The 19,887-nt window shown below is 29.8% G+C and carries 21 protein-coding genes; 18 read left to right on the top strand and 3 right to left on the bottom strand.

From position 1 onward, the window contains the following. The first annotated feature begins 27 nt into the window (after positions 1-27). The 12 genes from K5V21_RS04630 (at position 28) to K5V21_RS04575 (ending at position 10,181) form a co-directional block, all read left to right on the top strand. Complete coding sequence (locus K5V21_RS04630) at positions 28-975, top strand: DNA-directed RNA polymerase subunit alpha (protein WP_204596694.1); 948 nt, start codon at positions 28-30, stop codon at positions 973-975. 12 nt (positions 976-987) lie between these two features. Continuing rightward, positions 988-1,329, top strand: coding sequence for a 50S ribosomal protein L17 (gene rplQ, locus K5V21_RS04625; protein ID WP_221859588.1), 342 nt, complete (start codon positions 988-990; stop codon positions 1,327-1,329). A gap of 222 nt (positions 1,330-1,551) precedes the next feature. Beyond that, a complete protein-coding gene (locus K5V21_RS04620) occupies positions 1,552-2,397 on the top strand; it encodes an energy-coupling factor transporter ATPase (RefSeq protein WP_221859586.1) in 846 nt (281 codons plus the stop codon). Further along, positions 2,382-3,257 (top strand): energy-coupling factor transporter ATPase, encoded by an 876-nt coding sequence (locus K5V21_RS04615; RefSeq protein ID WP_221859583.1) that lies wholly within the window; start codon positions 2,382-2,384, stop codon positions 3,255-3,257. The genes K5V21_RS04620 and K5V21_RS04615 overlap by 16 nt, the downstream gene beginning before the upstream one ends. Further along, the gene (locus K5V21_RS04610; protein WP_221859581.1) at positions 3,258-4,058 is read left to right on the top strand and encodes an energy-coupling factor transporter transmembrane component T family protein; all 801 of its coding nucleotides are present in this window, start codon (positions 3,258-3,260) and stop codon (positions 4,056-4,058) included. Positions 4,059-4,073: 15 nt separating this feature from the next. After that, positions 4,074-4,811, top strand: coding sequence for a tRNA pseudouridine(38-40) synthase TruA (gene truA, locus K5V21_RS04605; protein WP_221859579.1), 738 nt, complete (start codon positions 4,074-4,076; stop codon positions 4,809-4,811). Positions 4,812-4,973: 162 nt separating this feature from the next. Further along, a complete protein-coding gene (gene rplM / locus K5V21_RS04600; RefSeq protein WP_204596688.1) occupies positions 4,974-5,408 on the top strand; it encodes a 50S ribosomal protein L13 in 435 nt (144 codons plus the stop codon). A 28-nt stretch (positions 5,409-5,436) separates the two neighbouring features. Continuing rightward, positions 5,437-5,829 (top strand): 30S ribosomal protein S9, encoded by a 393-nt coding sequence (gene rpsI, locus K5V21_RS04595; RefSeq protein ID WP_204596687.1) that lies wholly within the window; start codon positions 5,437-5,439, stop codon positions 5,827-5,829. A gap of 337 nt (positions 5,830-6,166) precedes the next feature. Beyond that, positions 6,167-7,771, top strand: coding sequence for a Na/Pi cotransporter family protein (locus K5V21_RS04590; protein WP_221859680.1), 1,605 nt, complete (start codon positions 6,167-6,169; stop codon positions 7,769-7,771). 152 nt (positions 7,772-7,923) lie between these two features. Continuing rightward, complete coding sequence (locus K5V21_RS04585; protein WP_221859577.1) at positions 7,924-8,616, top strand: N-acetylmuramoyl-L-alanine amidase; 693 nt, start codon at positions 7,924-7,926, stop codon at positions 8,614-8,616. A gap of 146 nt (positions 8,617-8,762) precedes the next feature. After that, complete coding sequence (locus K5V21_RS04580) at positions 8,763-9,605, top strand: fumarate hydratase (protein WP_221859575.1); 843 nt, start codon at positions 8,763-8,765, stop codon at positions 9,603-9,605. Positions 9,606-9,623: 18 nt separating this feature from the next. Continuing rightward, positions 9,624-10,181 carry a Fe-S-containing hydro-lyase gene (locus K5V21_RS04575; RefSeq protein ID WP_204596684.1) on the top strand — a complete coding sequence of 186 codons (558 nt, stop codon included), beginning with the start codon at positions 9,624-9,626 and terminating at the stop codon, positions 10,179-10,181. Positions 10,182-10,262: 81 nt separating this feature from the next. On the opposite strand, the gene K5V21_RS04570 is transcribed toward K5V21_RS04575, so the two are convergent. After that, positions 10,263-11,120 carry a YitT family protein gene (locus K5V21_RS04570; protein WP_221859573.1) on the bottom strand — a complete coding sequence of 286 codons (858 nt, stop codon included), beginning with the start codon at positions 11,118-11,120 and terminating at the stop codon, positions 10,263-10,265. 261 nt (positions 11,121-11,381) lie between these two features. Here K5V21_RS04570 and K5V21_RS04565 point away from each other — a divergent pair, with 261 nt between their 5' ends. Beyond that, positions 11,382-11,549 (top strand): hypothetical protein, encoded by a 168-nt coding sequence (locus K5V21_RS04565; protein ID WP_204595599.1) that lies wholly within the window; start codon positions 11,382-11,384, stop codon positions 11,547-11,549. 88 nt (positions 11,550-11,637) lie between these two features. On the opposite strand, the gene K5V21_RS04560 is transcribed toward K5V21_RS04565, so the two are convergent. Continuing rightward, positions 11,638-13,212, bottom strand: coding sequence for a putative ABC exporter domain-containing protein (locus K5V21_RS04560; RefSeq protein ID WP_204595598.1), 1,575 nt, complete (start codon positions 13,210-13,212; stop codon positions 11,638-11,640). Further along, positions 13,212-13,952 carry an ABC transporter ATP-binding protein gene (locus K5V21_RS04555; RefSeq protein ID WP_221859571.1) on the bottom strand — a complete coding sequence of 247 codons (741 nt, stop codon included), beginning with the start codon at positions 13,950-13,952 and terminating at the stop codon, positions 13,212-13,214. Before K5V21_RS04555 ends, K5V21_RS04560 begins: the two co-directional genes overlap by 1 nt. Before the next feature lie 182 nt (positions 13,953-14,134). Here K5V21_RS04555 and K5V21_RS04550 point away from each other — a divergent pair, with 182 nt between their 5' ends. The 5 genes from K5V21_RS04550 to K5V21_RS04530 all read left to right on the top strand — a co-directional run bounded on the left by K5V21_RS04550 (position 14,135) and on the right by K5V21_RS04530 (position 19,869). Beyond that, positions 14,135-14,818: a response regulator transcription factor gene (locus K5V21_RS04550; protein WP_221859568.1), complete on the top strand. Its 684-nt coding sequence runs from the start codon at positions 14,135-14,137 to the stop codon at positions 14,816-14,818. Further along, complete coding sequence (locus K5V21_RS04545; RefSeq protein WP_221859566.1) at positions 14,796-16,667, top strand: sensor histidine kinase; 1,872 nt, start codon at positions 14,796-14,798, stop codon at positions 16,665-16,667. The genes K5V21_RS04550 and K5V21_RS04545 overlap by 23 nt, the downstream gene beginning before the upstream one ends. 48 nt (positions 16,668-16,715) lie before the next feature. Continuing rightward, a complete protein-coding gene (locus tag K5V21_RS04540; RefSeq protein WP_221859564.1) occupies positions 16,716-17,072 on the top strand; it encodes a Spx/MgsR family RNA polymerase-binding regulatory protein in 357 nt (118 codons plus the stop codon). A 142-nt stretch (positions 17,073-17,214) separates the two neighbouring features. Continuing rightward, complete coding sequence (locus tag K5V21_RS04535) at positions 17,215-17,379, top strand: hypothetical protein (RefSeq protein WP_204595593.1); 165 nt, start codon at positions 17,215-17,217, stop codon at positions 17,377-17,379. Positions 17,380-17,640: 261 nt separating this feature from the next. Then, positions 17,641-19,869 carry a ribonucleoside-diphosphate reductase subunit alpha gene (locus K5V21_RS04530; protein WP_221859562.1) on the top strand — a complete coding sequence of 743 codons (2,229 nt, stop codon included), beginning with the start codon at positions 17,641-17,643 and terminating at the stop codon, positions 19,867-19,869. Positions 19,870-19,887: the final 18 nt, after the last annotated feature.

Raw genomic sequence — 19,887 nt, 5'->3', positions numbered from 1 at the left:
GCCAGTTTAAAAATAAGGAGGGTTCGTATGTTAGAAATCGAAAAGCCAATAATTGAATGTGTAGAAGCAAATGAAGACGGTACTTATGGTAAGTACGTTGTAGAGCCATTAGAAAGAGGATATGGTATAACTTTAGGGAATGCCCTAAGAAGAATATTATTATCATCATTACCTGGAGTTGCAACTACTTCAGTTAAAATTGATGGTGTGCTTCATGAGTTTTCTACTATACAAGGAGTTAAGGAAGATGTTACTGAAATTATTCTTAACATCAAAGCTTTAGCTTTAAGAATGAACGGTGAAGGTCCAAAGACTATATATATAGATGCAAAAGGACCTGGTGTTGTTACAGCAGCAGATATAAAGACTGATGGAGATGTTGAAGTTGTGAATAAAGACTTACATATCGCAACTTTAGACAATGATGGAAGACTTTATATGGAGCTAACTGTAAATAGAGGTAGAGGATATGTTACTCAAAATAAAAATAAGAGTGACGATCTACCAATATCAGCAATAGCTGTTGATTCAATATATACACCAGTTAAGAGAGTTAACTTTAAAGTAGAAAATACTAGAGTTGGTCAAATTACTGACTACGATAAGTTAACACTTGAAATTTGGACTAATGGAACTATTAAGATTGATGAGGCTATAAGTTTATCATCAAAAATCTTAATAGAGCATTTCAAATTATTCATGTCATTAACAGATGAAACTAATGATGTTGAAATAATGATTGAAAAAGAAGAAGATAAAAAGGAAAAAGTACTAGAAATGACTGTAGAAGAGCTAGATTTATCAGTTAGATCATATAACTGTTTAAAGAGAGCAGGTATAAATACAGTTCAAGAGCTTGCTAACAGATCAATGGATGATATGATGAAGGTAAGAAATCTAGGAAAGAAATCCTTAGAAGAAGTTGAAAAGAAGCTTAAAGAATTAGGCTTAAGCTTAAAGTTAAGCGACGAGTAAGGAGGTAAATCCATGGCAGTTAATCGTAAGTTAGGTCGTCCAGCGGACCAAAGAAGAGCTATGCTTAGAAACCTAGTAACTAGTTTCTTAAAGCATGGTAAGATTGAAACAACTGAAACTAGAGCTAAAGAAACTAGAAGTTTAGCTGAAAAGATGATCACTCTTGCTAAAAGAGGAGATCTTCATGCTAGAAGACAAGTTTTATCTTTCGTACAAGAAGAAGCTGTAGTTAAGCATTTATTTGATAATATAGCTCCACAATACACTGAAAGAAACGGTGGATATACAAGAATGTATAAAAAAGGCCCTAGAAGAGGGGACGGAGCTGAAATAGTTATACTTGAATTAGTTTAATTATTTGAGGGGGATTAAGAGCAATCTTAATCCCCGTTTTGTTATATTTAAAAGTATTTTATATAGAGAAGTAATGATTTAAATATTCTGAATAAGGTTGAAAGTTGAAATTAATGTTATATAATAATGTTAAGTGTATATACAGTAACCATTAAATTTGTATATAGAATATAATTTAGATAGCAATATAATAGTGAATGAGTTATTAATATGGAGGACCAAATGAGTCAAGAAATGATTAAATGTGAGAATTTAGTTTTTAAATACACATCACATGAAGATGGTATGGAAAGGTACGCTATTAATGGTGTAAATTTAACAGTTGAAAAGGGAGAGTTCTTAGTTGTATTAGGGCATAATGGATCAGGAAAGTCAACATTAGCTAAGCATATGAATGCACTACTTTTACCTACTGATGGTATTGTATATGTTGATGGACTTAATACTAAGGATGAAGATAATGTATGGGACGTTAGAGCAAAAGCTGGGATGGTATTTCAAAATCCTGACAACCAAATGGTTGCTACAATAGTAGAAGAAGATGTTGCTTTTGGACCAGAAAACCTAGGAGTTGATCCTAAGGAAATAAGAAAACGTGTAGATGAGAGCTTACAGAAGGTTGGAATGAGTGAATATAAAAGACACGCTCCGCACCTTTTATCAGGGGGACAAAAGCAAAGAGTTGCTATAGCAGGTATTCTTGCAATGCAACCTGAATGCATAATTTTTGATGAGCCAACTGCAATGCTAGATCCATCAGGAAGAAAAGAAGTATTAAATAATATTAAAGAGATTAATAAACAATATGGTATTACAATAATTCTTATAACTCATTACATGGATGAAGCTGCTGAAGCAGATAGAATTGTTGTTATGGATGATGGTAAATTAATAATGGGTGGCACTCCTAAGGAAGTATTTTCACAAGTAGAACTTATGAAAAAAATAGGATTAGATGTTCCACAAGTAACTGAACTTAGTTATGAGTTAAACAAAGAGGGAATAAAGTTAGATAATAAAATAATAAATGTAGATGAGATGGTGGAAGCGTTATGTCAATTAAAATAGAGAATTTAACACATATATATATGCCTAATGGTCCTTTTGAAAAAAAAGCATTGGATGATGTAAACATAGATATAAAAGATGGAGAATTTATTGCTTTAATAGGACATACAGGATCAGGTAAATCAACTTTAATACAACATATGAATGGATTATTAGAAGCTACATCAGGAAAGATAATTGTTGATGGAGAAGATATAACAGAAAAAGGGGTTAAGCTTTCTGATGTAAGAAAGAAAGTTGGATTAGTATTCCAATATCCCGAATATCAACTTTTTGAAGAGACAATCGAAAAAGATATATCTTATGGACCAACAAATCTTGGACTAGACGAAGATGAAATACATAGACGAGTAATGAAATCAATGGAGATGGTAGGTCTTGATTATGAAACTTATAAGGAGAAATCACCTTTTGATTTGAGTGGAGGACAAAAAAGAAGAGTTGCTATAGCGGGTGTTATTGCTATGGAACCAAAAACTCTTATACTGGATGAACCTACAGCTGGACTTGATCCTAAAGGAAGAGATGATATATTAGCTCAAATCAAACTTCTTCATACAAAATATAAAATGACGATAATACTAGTTAGCCATAGCATGGAAGATGTAGCTAAGCTTGCAGAAAGAGTTATTGTTATGAACAAAGGAACTGTGGCCTTACAAGGAACTCCTTCTGAAGTATTCAAGGAAGTCGATACTTTAGAAAAAATTGGACTTGGAGTACCACAAGTTACTTATCTTATGAGAGAACTTAGAAGAAGAGGTTTTAAGGTAAGTGATGAAGTGTATACTATAGAACAATGCAAAAAAGAATTAGTAAGATTATTTGGAAATAAGTCAAAAAGTCAGGGGGATGAATAGGTGATAAAGGATATAACTATAGGGCAATACATACCAGGGAGCTCATTTACTCACAAGCTAGATCCTAGAACGAAGATATTAATATCTCTGTTATTTATTGTTTCTCTATTTTTAATAGATAAATTTGTAGGATATATTTTAGTTGTTGCATTTATAGCTGCAGTAATAATTAATTCTAAAGTACCGCCAAGATTTATATTAAAAGGGCTAAAACCTATTATCTTCTTAGTAGCATTTACTTCAATATTGAATGTATTTATGATAAAGGGAAGTCCTGATACATTATTATTTCATTTTGGATTTTTAAATATATATGTTGAAGGTATTAGAACAGCATTATTTATGGCATTAAGATTAATATTCTTAGTAGTTGGTACATCATTATTAACTCTAACAACATCTCCTATAGAACTTACAGATGGCATAGAGATCCTTCTTAGACCTATAGGTAAGGAAATAGCACATGAACTTGCAATGATGATGACTATAGCATTAAGATTTATACCAACTCTTATGGATGAAACTGATAAGATTATGAAAGCACAAAAGGCAAGAGGTGCAGATTTTGAATCAGGTGGAATTATTCAAAAAGCAAAGAGTTTGGTACCACTTTTAGTACCACTATTTATAAGTTCATTTAGAAGAGCTGATGAACTTGCAATGGCAATGGAGGCTAGATGTTATAGAGGTGGTTCGGGAAGAACTAGAATGAAACAATTAAAGTTTTCTAAGGATGATGCAATAGCATGGGGGATATTTGGAATATTATTTATAGCTAGTATAGTAATTAGAATACTTTAAGTTTTAGGTGAGATTATGAAAAATATAAAATTAACAATTGAATATGATGGAACTAATTATCTAGGGTGGCAAAAGCAAAAAAGTAGTAAAAACACAATTCAAGAAACGATAGAAATAGCAATTTCCAAGATAGTTAAAAATGAAGTAGCTATTACAGGGAGCTCTAGAACTGATTCAGGGGTGCATGCTAAAGGTATGGTAGCAAACTTCTATACAGACAGCAATGTGCCGCCAGAGAAGTTTAGAGAAGCTATAAATACAAAATTACCAGATGATATTGCTATTGTAAAATCAGAAGAAGTTTCAGAAGAGTTTCATTCAAGATATGATAGTAAAGGAAAGACATATTGCTATACCCTAATAAATAGAGTAGAGAAGGTAGCACTATATAAAAACTTTTCTTATCATGTTAGAGAATCTCTAAATGTAGATGAGATGAGAAAAGCATGTAAATACTTTATAGGTAAACATGATTTTAAAGCTTTTAAGACAACAGGAAGTTCAGTAAAGACGTCTACTAGAACAATTAGTGACCTACACATAGAAAGAGAAGGAGACTTTATAAGAATTTTCATTACTGCTGATGGTTTTTTATATAATATGGTAAGAATAATAGTAGGAACTTTAATTGAAGTAGGACATGGAAAAATCAAGTCTGAGAGTATTGAAAAGATAATAGAAGAAGGTAAAAGAGAGGAAGCAGGCTTTTGTGTTCCGCCAAATGGCCTTGTTTTAGAAAAAGTTTATTATTAATACAAAAAAATACGGAAAATTTGTTGACACGCCCGTAAGCGTGTATTATAATAATACATGTTTGTTAGAATATTTATGTATATAAGATTTAGTGAGCTAACATCTTAACATAAATGCAATATGTAGATATTGCGAATCGTAAGTTCAAGGAGGGAAACAGAGATGAAATCATACATTGCAAAAGCACAAGAAGTTGAAAGAAAATGGTATGTTGTTGATGCTGCTGGTAAGCCACTAGGAAGAGTTGCTAGCCAAGTTGCTTCAATCTTAAGAGGAAAAAATAAGCCAACATTTACACCAAATGTTGACTGCGGAGATTTCGTTATAGTAATCAATGCTGAGAAAGTTGTTTTAACTGGTAAGAAGTTAGATCAAAAAATGATGAGAAAGCACAGCTTATACGTTGGTGGATTAAAGGAAATCCCATACAGAGAAGTTCTTGCTAAGAAGCCAGAATTCGCATTTGAAGAAGCAGTTAGAAGAATGCTTCCAAGTGGTGTTTTAGGTAGAAAAATGTTAAAGAAATTAAAAGTAAACAGAGGTTCAGAGCACGAACATCAAGCTCAAAACCCTGAAGTACTTGAATTAAAGTACTAATAACCGAAACTCGGGAGGAGGATTTAAAATGGCAAAAGTTCAATACATGGGAACTGGTAGAAGAAAAAAATCAGTTGCAAGAGTAAGACTAGTACCAGGAAATGGTAAAGTAGTTATAAATAAGAGAGAAATCGAAAACTATTTCGGTTTAGAAACTTTAAGAGTTATCGTTAACCAACCTTTAGTTTTAACAGGAACTAAAGATAAGTTTGACTTATTAGTTAACGTTCATGGTGGAGGATTCACAGGTCAAGCTGGAGCAATCAGACACGGTGTAGCAAGAGCATTAGTTAAATCAGACGAAGCTTTAAAGTCAGAATTAAAGAAAGCTGGATTCTTAACTAGAGACCCAAGAATGGTTGAAAGAAAGAAATACGGTCTTAAGAAAGCAAGAAGAGCTCCACAATTCTCAAAGAGATAATATTTGGAGTACGGAATATGGAAGAGAAGAGTTTTATACTCTTCTCTTTTTTTGTAGAATTTTATATTATTATGGAAGTTATGTTTTGTCCAAAATTTAATCTATATACATAAACTTAACAATAAATATATGAACTTTTAATAAAAAAGGATATTTATGAAAAATAAATGGCAATAAAAGTAAAGCTATATTAAATCTAGGTTAAAAAATAAGAATAAATATTAACAAATGTTAAGAAATAATGTACACTTAGATTGTAAAATTGAGAATATAAATAGTAATTTGATTAAATAAATTTCTTTTTGGGATGGAGGATAAAAATTTGAATTCTATAGTAATGACGATTATAAGCTTAATGGGTGGTCTAGGACTATTCCTTTACGGAATGAAATTAATGGGAGATGGACTAGAAAATGCAGCTGGAGAGGGATTAAAGAAGATCCTTGAGAAAGTTACATCAAACCCTATAATTGCAGTGCTAGTTGGGGCAGCAGTTACTGCTGTAATACAAAGTAGTAGTGCAACTACAGTAATGGTTGTTGGTTTCGTTAATGCAGGGCTTATGAACTTAGCACAAGCTGCTGGAGTAATAATGGGTGCTAATATAGGTACAACAATAACAGCTCAATTAGTTGCATTTAAGCTTGATCAAATAGCGCCATTATTCGTATTTGTTGGTGCAGCTATGGTTATGCTTGCAAAAGCTAAAAAGAGAAGAGATATTGGTAACATAATACTAGGATTCGGTATATTATTTACTGGTATGGGAATGATGAGTGGAGCTATGAAACCACTTGCATCATCACCTATGTTTGAGCAATTAGTACTTTCTATAAGTGATAATATGTTTATAGGTATAATAGCCGGGGCTGCACTAACAGCTATACTTCAAAGTTCATCAGCAACGACAGGTATACTTATTGCTCTTGCAACAGCAGGTGCAATTAATATCAATGCTGCTCTTCCAATATTATTTGGATGTAATATAGGTACATGTATAACAGCTATGATTGCAAGTGTTGGTACAAATAAAACAGCACATAAAGCAGCCTTTTTACATTTAATATTTAATGTAGGTGGTACAATATTATTCATACCATTTATGCACATGCTTGGTACATTAGTTACAACTATGAGTCCTGGAGATGTTGAAAGACAAATAGCAAATTCACATACAGTATTCAATATAGCAAATACAGCAGTAATGTTACCTCTTAGAAAGTATTTAATATTAGCTGTTAATAAGCTAGTTCCAGGAGATGATGAGATAGAGAAGGTTGGTCCTAAGTATATAGATGATAGGTTACTTGAAACTCCAGTTATTGCAGCTGGACAAGTTATAAAAGAAACTATAAGAATGGCTAACAAGGCAAAACAAAATCTTGAATTATCAATGGAAGCATTCATGAAAGAGGATGAAGAGCTTATAAAGAAGGTTTATGATAATGAAGAGATAATAAATGTATTAGAAGAATCTATAACGACTTATCTAGTTAAATTAGCGAAGTGTGAGCTATCAGATAAGGAAACTGGAATCGTTGCGTCAACATTCCACATAATAAATGATATAGAAAGAATAGGAGATCATGCTGAAAATGTAGCAGATCTTGCAGCACAAAGATCAAATAAGAAATTACAATACAGCGATGATGCTATAGATGAGTTATATGAAATATATAATTATACAACAACAGCGCTTCAACTTGCTATAGATAGCTATGAGAACAGAGATGTTAAGAAAGCTAACGGAATAAATAGTATTGAAGAAAGAATAAATTCATCTCAAAAAAGCTATAGAGATAAGCATATTAAGAGATTATATGATGGAAAATGCAATGCATATGCTGGAGCTATATTCCTAGATTTAATTTCAAATTTTGAAAGAATCGGAGATCATGCAAAAAACATTGCTGAAAGTGTAATAGAAAATAATGCAGTATAATTAAATTTTAAAAGAAGCTAGATATAAATCTAGCTTCTTTTTTATATAATATTTATCTATTTTTATTGGATATAATTTCAAAAAACTTATCTATCATAAAAAACATTTTTTATCACATAATAAAATTATAAGTTTTTAGGAGGATAAGCTATATGAAAATTTTAAAAAATATATGCATAGCCTTAATGCTATTATTAGTAGGCATAATACCAATAGAAACAAATGCAGTACAATTAGACTCAAAAGAATCAGTTAAGGACTGTAAAATATTAATTGATCCAGGACATGGAGATTGGGATGGAGGAGCAAAAACAAAAAATGGAACTATAGAAAAAGATATAAATCTTCAGATAAGTTTAAAGCTAAGAGATGCACTTAAGAAAGAGGGATATGATGTTTATATGACTAGAGAAGAGGATACATCTCTATCAAATAAAAAGAAAGACGATTTACAATTAAGATGTGATAAAAAGAAAGAAACAAAGTGCGATATGTTTATATCTATTCATCAAAATATGTTTACAAGTTCAAGCAGTAAGGGGACTCAAGTTTGGTACTCAAGTGATGAAAAGAGTAAAGGGCTTGCAGAGAGTATTCAAAGTGCAGTAAAGGAAACGCTTCAGCCATCTAACCATAGAGTTGCTAAGGATGCTAAAAAATCATATAAGATACTTAGAGATGGGTATGAAGGAGCAAATATTATAGTTGAATGTGGATTCTTATCAAATCATGATGATGAAAAAAACTTAAAGGATAATTCATATCAAGATAAGTTGGTTGATTCAATAATTAAAGGAATAAATAAATATATTGAAGAAAAACCAGAGAAGCCAATATTAGAATGACTTAACATATTTCCGAGGAAATTAGGGGCTAATAAAAAATATTAGTCCTTTTTGTAGTATTATAGAAAAAATTGTAATCTATAATCAAAACATCTTGTAAAAATAGTAAAAAATTAATAAACTAGGAAGGAGAGGAGATGGATTTTATGAGAGAGATTAGTGTAAACAAGATTAGAGATAGTGTAAGGGATTTATGCATTAGTTCTAATTATTACATAGGGAGTGACGTAAAGGATAGTTTGATTAATTATAGGGATAGAGAAAATTATCCTATTGCAAAAGAAGTGTTAGGAAAAATAGTTGAGAATGCAGATATATCCAAAAATGAGAATATGCCAATGTGTCAAGATACTGGAATGGCTTGCATATTCTTAGAAGTTGGACAAGATGTTCACTTTATTGATGGTGATATAGAGGAAGCTATCAATGAAGGTGTACGAAGAGGATATGAAGAAGGATATTTGAGAAAATCAGTAGTTAAAGATCCTATTGATAGGGTTAACACTAAGGATAATACTCCAGCAGTTATTTATTATAACTTAGTAAAAGGTGATAAAGTAAAAGTAACAGTAGCACCTAAAGGATTTGGGTCAGAAAATATGAGTAAAATTGCTATGCTTAAACCATCTGATGGATTAGAGGGTGTTAAGAAATTTATATTAAAAACTGTTGAGGAAGCTGGTCCTAATCCATGCCCACCTATGATTGTAGGAGTTGGTATTGGAGGAACATTTGATAAAGCTGCATATCTTTCAAAAAAGGCTTTATTAAGACCTATAAACGAAGAAAATAAAAATGAATTTTATGCACAGCTTGAGAAAGATTTGCTTAAAGATATCAACAGTTTAGGAATTGGTCCACAAGGATTTGGTGGATTAACAACAGCATTGGGGATAAATATTGAAGTTTATCCAACTCATATTGCAGGATTACCTGTTGCAGTAAATATTAGCTGCCATGCAACAAGGCATAAAGAAGCAGTAATATAAAAGGAGTGTTTTAGGTATATGGTTAAGAATATTAGGACACCTTTAACAGAGGAGAAGGTTAAAGATTTAAAATGTGGAGATTCAATACTTTTATCTGGTACGATATATACAGCGAGAGATGCAGCACATAAAAGATTAATTGAGCTTTTAGATAAAGGCGAAGAATTACCTATAAATATAAAAGATGAGATTATATATTACGTAGGACCAACTCCAGCGAAGGAAGGACAAGTTATAGGTTCAGCAGGACCAACAACAAGTTATAGAATGGATGCTTATTCACCAAAGCTTCTAGATTTAGGTCTAAAAGGAATGATAGGCAAGGGGCTAAGAAATGATGAAGTAGTAGAATCAATAAAGAAAAACAATGCAGTTTATTTTGGAGCAATTGGAGGGGCGGCAGCCCTTATAGGAAAGAGCATAGTATCTTCTGAGATAATTCTTTATGAGGATTTAGGCGCAGAGGCTATAAGAAGATTAGAGGTTAAAGATTTTCCTATAATTGTGGTTATAGATTCAGAAGGAAATAATCTTTATGTAGAGGGAAGAGAAGACTATAAAAGCACACTTAAATAAATATATATATAAGAGTAAATATAAATAGATAAAAATATAAGGTAGAAATTCATTAAGAATCTCTACCTTATTTAAATATGACTATACACTCTTAAAGCCTTTACCCTTAACTTCAGATGTATCCATTATTGTTATAAATGCCATAGGGTCTACTGCATAAATTTCATTCTTTAATGACAGCATTTCACGTGTTGTAACTATACAGTAAAGCATTTTAGCCTTTTTATGAGTATATTCACCTTCTATTGGAATTGATGTTACACCTCTATGCATATCTTTAATTACAAAATTAATGATAGCTTGACTTTCGTTTGTAATTATAAGCATAAGTTTTCTACTATTAAGACCTCTTAGAACTCTATCTAGTACTACACCTTGAACAAAGATAGATAATAGAGTATAAAGTGCTTTTGGTATACCAAAGATGATAGCACCAACTATAACTATTATACAATTTAATATAAATCCAAGTTTACCAATTTCAAAGCTTGAATATTTTTTTCTAATAAGCATAGTTATAATGTCCGTACCACCTGTTGAACCATTTCTTAAAAATACAAGTCCGTAACCAGCACCACAAAGTACACCACCATATATACAATAAAGTAATATGTCATCTACTTTAATTAATGCAGAAAGAGGTTTAGTTATAATAAGTGCAAGTGATAATGAAACCATACCTATTGCAGAATAAAGGGTAAATGATTTACTAAGCTGTTTGTAACTTATTAAGAATAAAGGTAAATTAATAATAAATACAACAATACCGGCTTGTACGCCAGTTAAATATTGAAATATAAGTGCTACCCCTGTTGCTCCACCACTTAATAACTTTGCATGAGTTAAAAATAGATTAACTCCAAGTGAAGCTATAATACAGCCAATAAAAATAAGAATTACATCCAGTATAAAGGTTTTACTTTTTAGTAGTTTAATCATGATCTTCTCCTAAGTACCTGTAAAAATTTATATAATACCTTTGTTTATTATATATAAAATATTAAATAAAGTTAATGCGTAAAAAATAGTGGTTTTAGCTAGATTCAAGTGAATTTCATGAATACAAGGAATAACATCATTAAATTTATTAATACCTTTAAATATATAGCAATAGCTATACTAAGTAATTATATTTTATAGACATTAGTATAAGTATGAAGGATAATTATAATATAAAATAGAAAAAGAGAGGATATAATTATGTTTAGAATGAATTTGCCAGGTAATTTAAAGACGAAAAAGATAATATTAGCTGTACTTATAGTAGTGTGTATAGGTATATTAATAAAGGTTTCAATAGATAATAAAGATAAAAGTAAAGATAGTAATATAAATACAAATGTAGAGACAAAGTTAGAAAGCAAATAATAAAAGTGTAACAAATCAAATTTTTAGGATTCATTACACTTTCATTAAAAAATTAAAATATAGTAAGGTTTTAAAATTAATACTTGTATTAAAGCTCTATAGTATCAAAGATACTTTTAGAAAGATTCATTAGTATAATAGAAGCTATTAAATTATATATAATAACACCAGCATATATTGCATAGTGACCTAAAAAGCTAAGTTTTATTCCTATAAAAGCACCTATTAATATTGCAGGAGCTATATATACAAATATACTAAAGAACATAACTAAAGATTTGGTAACTTGATTAGAAACCCTATCAAATATTTTATAGTTAAACACTCCACCATAAGTAGTTAAAAATCCAAAGGATATATAAGTTATTATACATAGAATTATTTCTATAGGGTTTGTTCTAAGAAGTGCACCAATCAACAGGAATACAATAACTCCATCTATAGATACTTTTATAATAGATGTTAGAGTTGAGTAAAATAACTTTCTTACACTACTATCAGGTATGAGAAAGATAGTGGGAGTATTGAATTCTAATGACCATTTAGAAGCAGAAACAGATAATACTAAGATATATACTATTATACAAAGAAAAATAAAGATATCACCTTTAACTACCTTTGCAAAGAATATTGCACCTAATATTAGAATTAAAGTCATTAAATTTAAAAAATAAAATCCAGTTTTCTTATATTCAAGCAATTGTCTTCTAAAGATAGCTTTAGAAAATTCAGATGAATAATTATCTGTTATATTTTTTCTAGTCCAGGGCTTATACTTAAATTTACTATAATCTAATTGTTTAACATCATATCCACTATTTTTATAGCTCATTGCAGCTTCTCGTGTTTCAGCTGAAGATAATACATCTTCATAGAAATCTAAGTTAAGTTTACACAATACAATTACAAAGAGAGAAGAAGAGGCAATCAATCCTATAATAGACAATAGCATTGAAATTGAGAACCCACTAAAAATAGATTCACCGATCATCTTGCAAAAGCCTACTAAGGGAACAAGGTTCCAAAAATTATCATTAGATAAATTTAAAATTGAATTAAATAAGTTTCCTCTTTGCTTATAAATAGTTAAAGCAAAATAAACAAAAACTAAAATTATGATAGATATAAATATATTTTTAGCTATTTGCTTTCCTTTGGGGAAGTGAGTGAATATTCCATAAATCATAAGTGACAGTGCACTAGTAGTAATGGATATTAATATAATCAGCATAAATAATATAAAGATTCCTTGCGCAGTAATTCCAAACTTATCAATTAACATAGGAATCTGAAAAATTAAGAAAAGTCCAAATATAAATACATATCCAATTTCTTTTAAAAAGCCATAAAGTAAAACTTTAGTTGGACTTATCTCAGAAGTAAAGATTAAATTAACATCAGCCATAGAATAAGAAAAGCTCTTTCTAGTTATACCAGAATATATGGAAATCAAAATCAGTAATAAAGAAACGATAGTAACTATTCCAGTAAATATTTTGGAGTCAGTAAAGGTAGTATTTTTTTCTCCTAAAAATACAGATGAGAAAGAAAACCCTAAAATAATTATAAAAAATATATAGGGTATCACTTTTGATGGCTTGGACTTAAAACTCTTAAAGTAGTTTATAAAGTTTCGTTTAGCTAAGTATAAAAATGGACTCATTAAATATCACCTTCTATACTAATATTTTCTTTTTTAGATTCAGTGTATTTAAAGAATATATCTTCTAAACTTTCACCACTTTCCATAAGCTCTTCTTCAAGCTCATTTTTAGTTTTATCTAAAACAATTTCTCCAAGCTTCATAAGAAGAACTCTATCCCATAACTCTTCAACTGATGAGAGAAGGTGGGTGCTTATTAAAATAGTAGTTCTGCTATCCTTTAGCTTTAATATAAGATTCTTAAGTTCTTTAATAGCTTTAGGATCAAGTCCTATCATAGGCTCATCAAGTAATATAAGTTTTGGATTAGTTATAAGTGCAATACAAAGACTAACTTTTTGTTGCATACCTTTTGATAATTCAGATCCTAATTTATCTAGTTTATCCTCAAGATCAAAAAGATCAAATAAATAATTGGCATAATTCTCATAATCCTTAATACCATAGGCTCTTGCGATAAAATGTATATGTTCTCTTATAGTTAGAAGAGGATATAATCCAGGAAGTTCCGGAACATATGAAAAGTACTTTTTACCTTTAGGACTTTTATTAAATTCACCATTTATAAGGATTTCACCATCATACCTTAAAAGCCCCGCAATAGATTTGATAGTAGTAGATTTACCTGCACCGTTTGGGCCTGCAAGTACGCATACTTCACCAGGTTTTATATTGAAGCTTATATCTTTTACTACAGGGATTTTTTTAAAGGATTTTGTTAGATTAGTAATTTTAAGCATTAAGATTAGTCCCCCTTTTTACAAAATTTATATAACTATATAATACATTATTCAATATTTCCTGTAAATTCATTAATAGTATAATTAAGTTAACATTAAGCTTAATAATTTCGTAACAAAGGTAGATGCTTTTTCTACTGATTTACGATAATATAATTATAAGGAAAGGAGTGTCTAGGATTATGTTTAATATTTTAGTCGTAGATGACGAAAAAGAAATAAGAGATGCGATAAATATTTACTTAAGAGGTGAGAACTTAAGAGTATTTAATGCGAGTAATGGAATAGAAGCTCTAGAGATATTAGAAGAAAAAAATATTCATCTTATAGTGCTTGATATAATGATGCCAAAGATGGATGGAATTAAAACATGTCTAAAGGTTAGGGAGAATAACAATATTCCTATAATAATGCTTTCAGCAAAAGGGGAAGATTCAGATAAAATTCTAGGATTAAATGTAGGAGCGGATGATTATATAACAAAACCATTCAATCATTTAGAACTTGTGGCAAGGGTTAAGTCACAGCTTAGAAGATATGAAAGTCCATTATCTATGGAAAATAAAGATTTTATAAAAGTAAAAGACTTAGAAATAGATACGGTTGCAAAAAGTGTTATAGTTAGGGATGAAGAAATAAAAGTTACAGCAACAGAATATAAGATACTTGTACTTTTAGCGTCAAACCTTGGAAGAGTATTTTCAATTAAAGAAATATACGAAAAGGTTTGGGAAGAGCCATTTTATAAAAGTGAAAATACAGTAACTGTCCACATAAGAAGAATAAGAGAAAAAATTGAGATTAATACTAAAGAGCCTGAGTATATAAAGGTGGTATGGGGAATTGGATATAAGATTGAAAAATAAGATGAAAAAATATTTCAATAATATATGGCTTATAGAGATAGTAATAGTCGTTATAATAACAATGATATGTATAGATATATCAGTAAAATATATAAATAGTCCGCAAGCTAAAGATGGAACGGGAGTAATGGAAGCTGTCTTTGATAAGGATGCATTTTATAAGAATTCATTAAAAAATGAAAGTAAATTATTAAGTGAAGATATCTATAAGAGAACCAATGGTTTAAATAAATTTTTATATTCAACAGAAAATGAAAAAGATGCACTTAGAAATAATATATATGATAATAGCTTTTATTCAAATAAAGGTGGATTACCTGAAAATATATATTTCGTAATAAGAAATAAATTTAATGATGATATATTTACTAATGATCCATTCTTTCAAGGTGTAAAGAAGATACAAGGTGAAAATCTTTATAAGGTAATTAATGAAAAATATAAAGGTGAGAATATTGTTACATATAGCTGTAATAATGTAAACATATATAATAAGGTTGTAGAGGACTCAAAATCAACCGATAATGATAATATAACATATTCAGAAAAAGTATTAAAAAACTTTGAGGAAATATATTATACACAACAAAATAATTATGCAGAGCTATTAAACGCCGATGTTAAAGAATTCTATCTTTTTATATCCATTCTTGTAATAGATATATTCTTAATATGTAAGATTATTTATATATTTTTAAGTAAAAAAGGAAGAGTTGAATTAAGAGGAAATGTAATAAAAGATATAATATATATATTTAGACATGTATTTAAGTATAAAGGTCCACGAAGAGCGATGTTAACAGCTATAGTAGTCAGTATTATATTCTATATAATATATTTGTATCTTTTAGCTTTAGGTGGAGATAAAAATAATATAATAGTAAATTTCTTTGGAGCATATCCATTTAAGGGGAGTTTACTTATAGTAGCATTACCTATGATAGGAGTAATGTATTCAATAAAAAGAAATATTGAAATTGGAATGGTTAAAGATGATGTAAAAATAATAAATGACGGTAACTTTGAACATTCAGTAAAAGAAATTGGTGGAATTGAAATCAGAGAGCTTATAGAAAATATAAACAGAATGAAAGAAGGATATAATGTTGCTGTAGATGAAGCACTTCAAAATGAAAAATTAAAAACAGAACTTATATCTAATGTATCACATGATTTAAAAACACCTCTTACATCAATAATTAATTATGTAAATATACTTCAGGATTCTAGGATATCAGAAGAAGAGAGAATGGATTATTTAAAGATATTAGAACAAAAATCGAATAAACTAAAAACTCTTATTGAAGATTTATTTGAAGTATCTAAAATAAACTCTGGAAGACTTCAACTTCATAAGGAAGAGATAGATATAGTATCTCTTATATATCAAGTAATAGGTGAGTATTCATCTCTTTATGAAGATAAAGGTATAGAATTTAAAGTAGAGTGTGATGAAGATGAGATTATAATGGACTTAGATGGAATAATGATATCTAGGGTTATAGAAAATATAGCAATAAATTCTCTAAAATATTCTTTAGAAGATACAAGAGTATATGCAAAAATAATAAAAGAGGATAATGGTGTATTAATCTCATTTAAGAATGTTGCAAATTATGAAATGGACTTTAATGAAACAGAAATGTTTGAAAGATTTGCAAGAGGAGATAAGTCAAGAACTTCATCGGTAGAAGGTTCTGGTCTTGGTCTTGCTATTACAAAGAGTATTGTTGAACTTCATGGTGGAACAACAAGGATAAAAAGAGAAGGAGATCTATTTAAAATTTATGTATTCCTTCCTTTTAACCCAAACATCATTAGTATAGATGAAAATATAAAAGAGGTATGATATAATTAATAGTAAATATTAGTTGATAATAATTAAAGGAGAGAGAATATGAGTTATTTATTTGTTGAATATCCAAAATGCACAACATGTAAGAAAGCAAAAAAGTGGTTAGAAGAAAATAACGTAAATTTTATAGATAGAGATATAAAGCTAGAAAATCCAACTAAAGAAGAATTAAAATCATGGCTTGATAAAAGTGGATTAGAAATAAAGAAATTCTTTAATACTAGTGGAGTTCTTTATAGAGAGCAAGGAATGAAAGATAAGGTGAAGGTTTTATCACAAGAAGATCTTCTAGAGATACTAGCTTCTGATGGAATGATGGTTAAAAGACCACTTATAATAGGTGAAGATAAAGTTCTTGTTGGCTTCAAAGAAGCAGAATGGCAAAGTAGTTTAAAATAAGGATATTAGAAGCCCGTTAATACGGGTTTCTTTTTTATTATAATAGAGAAATTTCAAGGTTATATTTGGGAGTTTGTATATAAAATACATGTTTTTACATATAATAAAGATAAGATTTAATGATTTTATAGGAGATGACTCTATGAATACAAGAACTGTAAAGATGATTATGAGTACTACAATTATAATTGTAGGGTTATTACTTTTAATAATTCATAATGAAAGAATAACATTTTTGTTTGCAGGAATGATAATAGCATTAGGAGCTGGATGCTTATATATAGAAAGTGAAGATTGGGAGGAGTAGACTATAAAATTTATAAAGTATAAACCAGATAATGTATAAATAATTAATGTCTTATAGTTTGAGTTGTCAAAGGATAAAAGTTATTAAAAAAGAGAGATATTTAAAGCTTATTAGATAAAATTACGCAATAAGATACAATAGCAAGCTTTATAAAATTTTACACATTACTTTATAAAAACTATAATATATTAAGTCAATATATTGTGTTGGTTCGGTAAAAACACAATATTAATATACTACATATTGTTGGAGGGGACTTTGGTGGATAGAATACAGGAGCTTTGTGCATTAGGGTTAGAATCAATTAATGATTCTGAAACGTACACTATAGATAGATTAAAAGAAAAGTTAGATTTAATAATAAGACCTGGAATGAGTCATTTAGAGATACGAGATTCATTAATTCAGGTTTCGTTAGAACTTACTACAGATATGGAGCCAGATTGGCAATATGTAGCTTCTAAGTTACATGTGTATAAACTTTATGATGAAGTAAGAAAAAATAGGGGTTTAGATAATGAAGAGAATCCATATAATGATTTATATGGATTTATAGAAAGCTTAACAGAACAAAAGTTATACGGAGAATATATATTAGAAAATTACTCAAAAGAGGATATATATGAGCTGGAAAGAGAATTAAAACCAGAAAGAGATTTTCTATTCACATATAGCGGAATAAAATTATTAAGTGGAAGATATCTAGTTGAAAATTTCAATAGAAAAGTCTTAGAGTTACCACAGCAAATGTTTATGGGAATAGCAATGCATTTAGCTATACCTGAAAAGCCAGAGAGAAGAATATACTGGGCAAAGAGATTTTATGATGTTTTAAGTTCACTTAAAGCAACAATGGCAACTCCTACAATGGCTAATGCAAGAAAGCCTTTCTATCAATTAAGCTCATGTTTTATAGATACAGTAAATGATAGTTTAAAGGGAATATATAAATCACTTGATAACTTTTCAGAGGTATCAAAATTTGGTGGCGGAATGGGTATTTATATAGGTAAGATAAGAGCACTTGGATCACCGATAAGAGGATTTAAGGGAGCATCAGGTGGAGTAATACCATGGGTTAAATTATTTAATGATACAGCTATAGCTGTTGATCAATTAGGTGTTAGAAATGGCTCAGTTGCTATATGGCTTGATGCATGGCACAAAGATATCCCAGAGTTCCTTCAAGTAAGGACAAACAATGGGGATGATAGAAAGAAGGCACATGATGTATTCCCAGGTTTATGTTATCCAAATCTTTTCTGGAAGATGGCAGAAGAAGATATAGATGGTAACTGGTATATGATGTGTCCACATGAGATAAGACAGGTTAAAGGATATTCACTAGAAGATTTTTATGGGGATGAATGGGAAAAAAGATATTATGATTGTGTAAATGATGAAAGAATTGATAAGCGTGTTATGAAAGTAAAAGATATAGTACGTCTTATAATTAAGAGTGCAGCAGAAACTGGAACACCATTTGCATTCTATAGAGATGCTGCAAATAAGATGAATCCTAATAAACATACTGGAACTATATATTCATCAAATCTTTGTACAGAAATAATGCAAAATATGAGTCCAATGGATATACAAAAGTCAGAGATAATAGATGAAGATGGCGAAAAAGTTGTTGTTGAAAAGACTAAGGCCGGAGATTTTGTTGTATGTAATCTTTCATCAGTTGTTCTTGGGAATGTTGATGTTACAAGAGAAGAAGAGATTGAATATGTAGTTGAAACTCAAATAAGAGCTATGGATAATGTTATTGATTTAAATTACTATTCAGTGCCATATGCAGAAGTAACTAACAAGAAATATAGAGGTGTAGGACTTGGAACATCTGGATATCATCATATGCTTGCTAATAATAGAGTACACTTTACAGCAGAAGAACATAAAGAATTTGCAGATAAAGTATATGAAAATATAAATTACTATGCAATAAAGGCAAGTATGAAGATTGCGAAAGAAAAGGGAAGTTATAGTGTATTTAAAGGATCAGATTGGGAAAATGGAGATTACTTTAAGATAAGAGAGTATAACTCAGATAGATGGAATGAACTTCAAGATGAAGTTAAAAAGTATGGAATGAGAAACGGATATCTTATGGCAATTGCACCAAATGGATCAACTGCAACGCTAGCTGGAACCTCAGAAGGGGTAGACCCTGTAATATCAAGATTCTGGCTTGAAGAAAAGAAAGGAAGCATAGTTCCAAAGACTGCGCCTAATCTTTCAGAAGAAACATATTGGTATTATAATTCTGCTTATAATATAGATCAAGAATGGTGTATAAAGATGAATGGAGTAAGACAGAGACATATTGACCAAGGTCAGTCATTTAATCTTTATATAACAACAAATTATACAATGAGAGCAATAATGAATCTTTATATAGAAGCATGCAAATCAGGTGTGAAATCAATATATTATGTTAGAAGTAAATCACTTGAAGTTGGTGATTGTGAGAGCTGTTCTGCTTAGAATTTAGGAGGTACTACT

It is taken from the genome of Clostridium sardiniense (assembly GCF_019753795.1).
GTDB classification, from domain to species: Bacteria; Bacillota; Clostridia; order Clostridiales; family Clostridiaceae; genus Clostridium; species Clostridium sardiniense.
Note: the sequence above shows the minus strand (reverse complement) of the source record. Positions and strands in the feature narration are given on the sequence as shown.

Bases quoted from the DNA above. Each gene is read 5' to 3' on its own strand.
- K5V21_RS04630 (WP_204596694.1), top strand. From the start codon at position 28: ATGTTAGAAATCGAAAAGCCAATAATTGAATGTGTAGAAGCAAATGAA.
- rplQ (WP_221859588.1), top strand. From the start codon at position 988: ATGGCAGTTAATCGTAAGTTAGGTCGTCCAGCGGACCAAAGAAGAGCT.
- K5V21_RS04620 (WP_221859586.1), top strand. From the start codon at position 1,552: ATGAGTCAAGAAATGATTAAATGTGAGAATTTAGTTTTTAAATACACA.
- K5V21_RS04615 (WP_221859583.1), top strand. From the start codon at position 2,382: ATGTCAATTAAAATAGAGAATTTAACACATATATATATGCCTAATGGT.
- truA (WP_221859579.1), top strand. From the start codon at position 4,074: ATGAAAAATATAAAATTAACAATTGAATATGATGGAACTAATTATCTA.
- rplM (WP_204596688.1), top strand. From the start codon at position 4,974: ATGAAATCATACATTGCAAAAGCACAAGAAGTTGAAAGAAAATGGTAT.
- rpsI (WP_204596687.1), top strand. From the start codon at position 5,437: ATGGCAAAAGTTCAATACATGGGAACTGGTAGAAGAAAAAAATCAGTT.
- K5V21_RS04590 (WP_221859680.1), top strand. From the start codon at position 6,167: ATGACGATTATAAGCTTAATGGGTGGTCTAGGACTATTCCTTTACGGA.
- K5V21_RS04585 (WP_221859577.1), top strand. From the start codon at position 7,924: ATGAAAATTTTAAAAAATATATGCATAGCCTTAATGCTATTATTAGTA.
- K5V21_RS04580 (WP_221859575.1), top strand. From the start codon at position 8,763: ATGAGAGAGATTAGTGTAAACAAGATTAGAGATAGTGTAAGGGATTTA.
- K5V21_RS04575 (WP_204596684.1), top strand. From the start codon at position 9,624: ATGGTTAAGAATATTAGGACACCTTTAACAGAGGAGAAGGTTAAAGAT.
- K5V21_RS04570 (WP_221859573.1), bottom strand. From the start codon at position 11,120: ATGATTAAACTACTAAAAAGTAAAACCTTTATACTGGATGTAATTCTT.
- K5V21_RS04565 (WP_204595599.1), top strand. From the start codon at position 11,382: ATGTTTAGAATGAATTTGCCAGGTAATTTAAAGACGAAAAAGATAATA.
- K5V21_RS04560 (WP_204595598.1), bottom strand. From the start codon at position 13,212: ATGAGTCCATTTTTATACTTAGCTAAACGAAACTTTATAAACTACTTT.
- K5V21_RS04555 (WP_221859571.1), bottom strand. From the start codon at position 13,952: ATGCTTAAAATTACTAATCTAACAAAATCCTTTAAAAAAATCCCTGTA.
- K5V21_RS04550 (WP_221859568.1), top strand. From the start codon at position 14,135: ATGTTTAATATTTTAGTCGTAGATGACGAAAAAGAAATAAGAGATGCG.
- K5V21_RS04540 (WP_221859564.1), top strand. From the start codon at position 16,716: ATGAGTTATTTATTTGTTGAATATCCAAAATGCACAACATGTAAGAAA.
- K5V21_RS04535 (WP_204595593.1), top strand. From the start codon at position 17,215: ATGAATACAAGAACTGTAAAGATGATTATGAGTACTACAATTATAATT.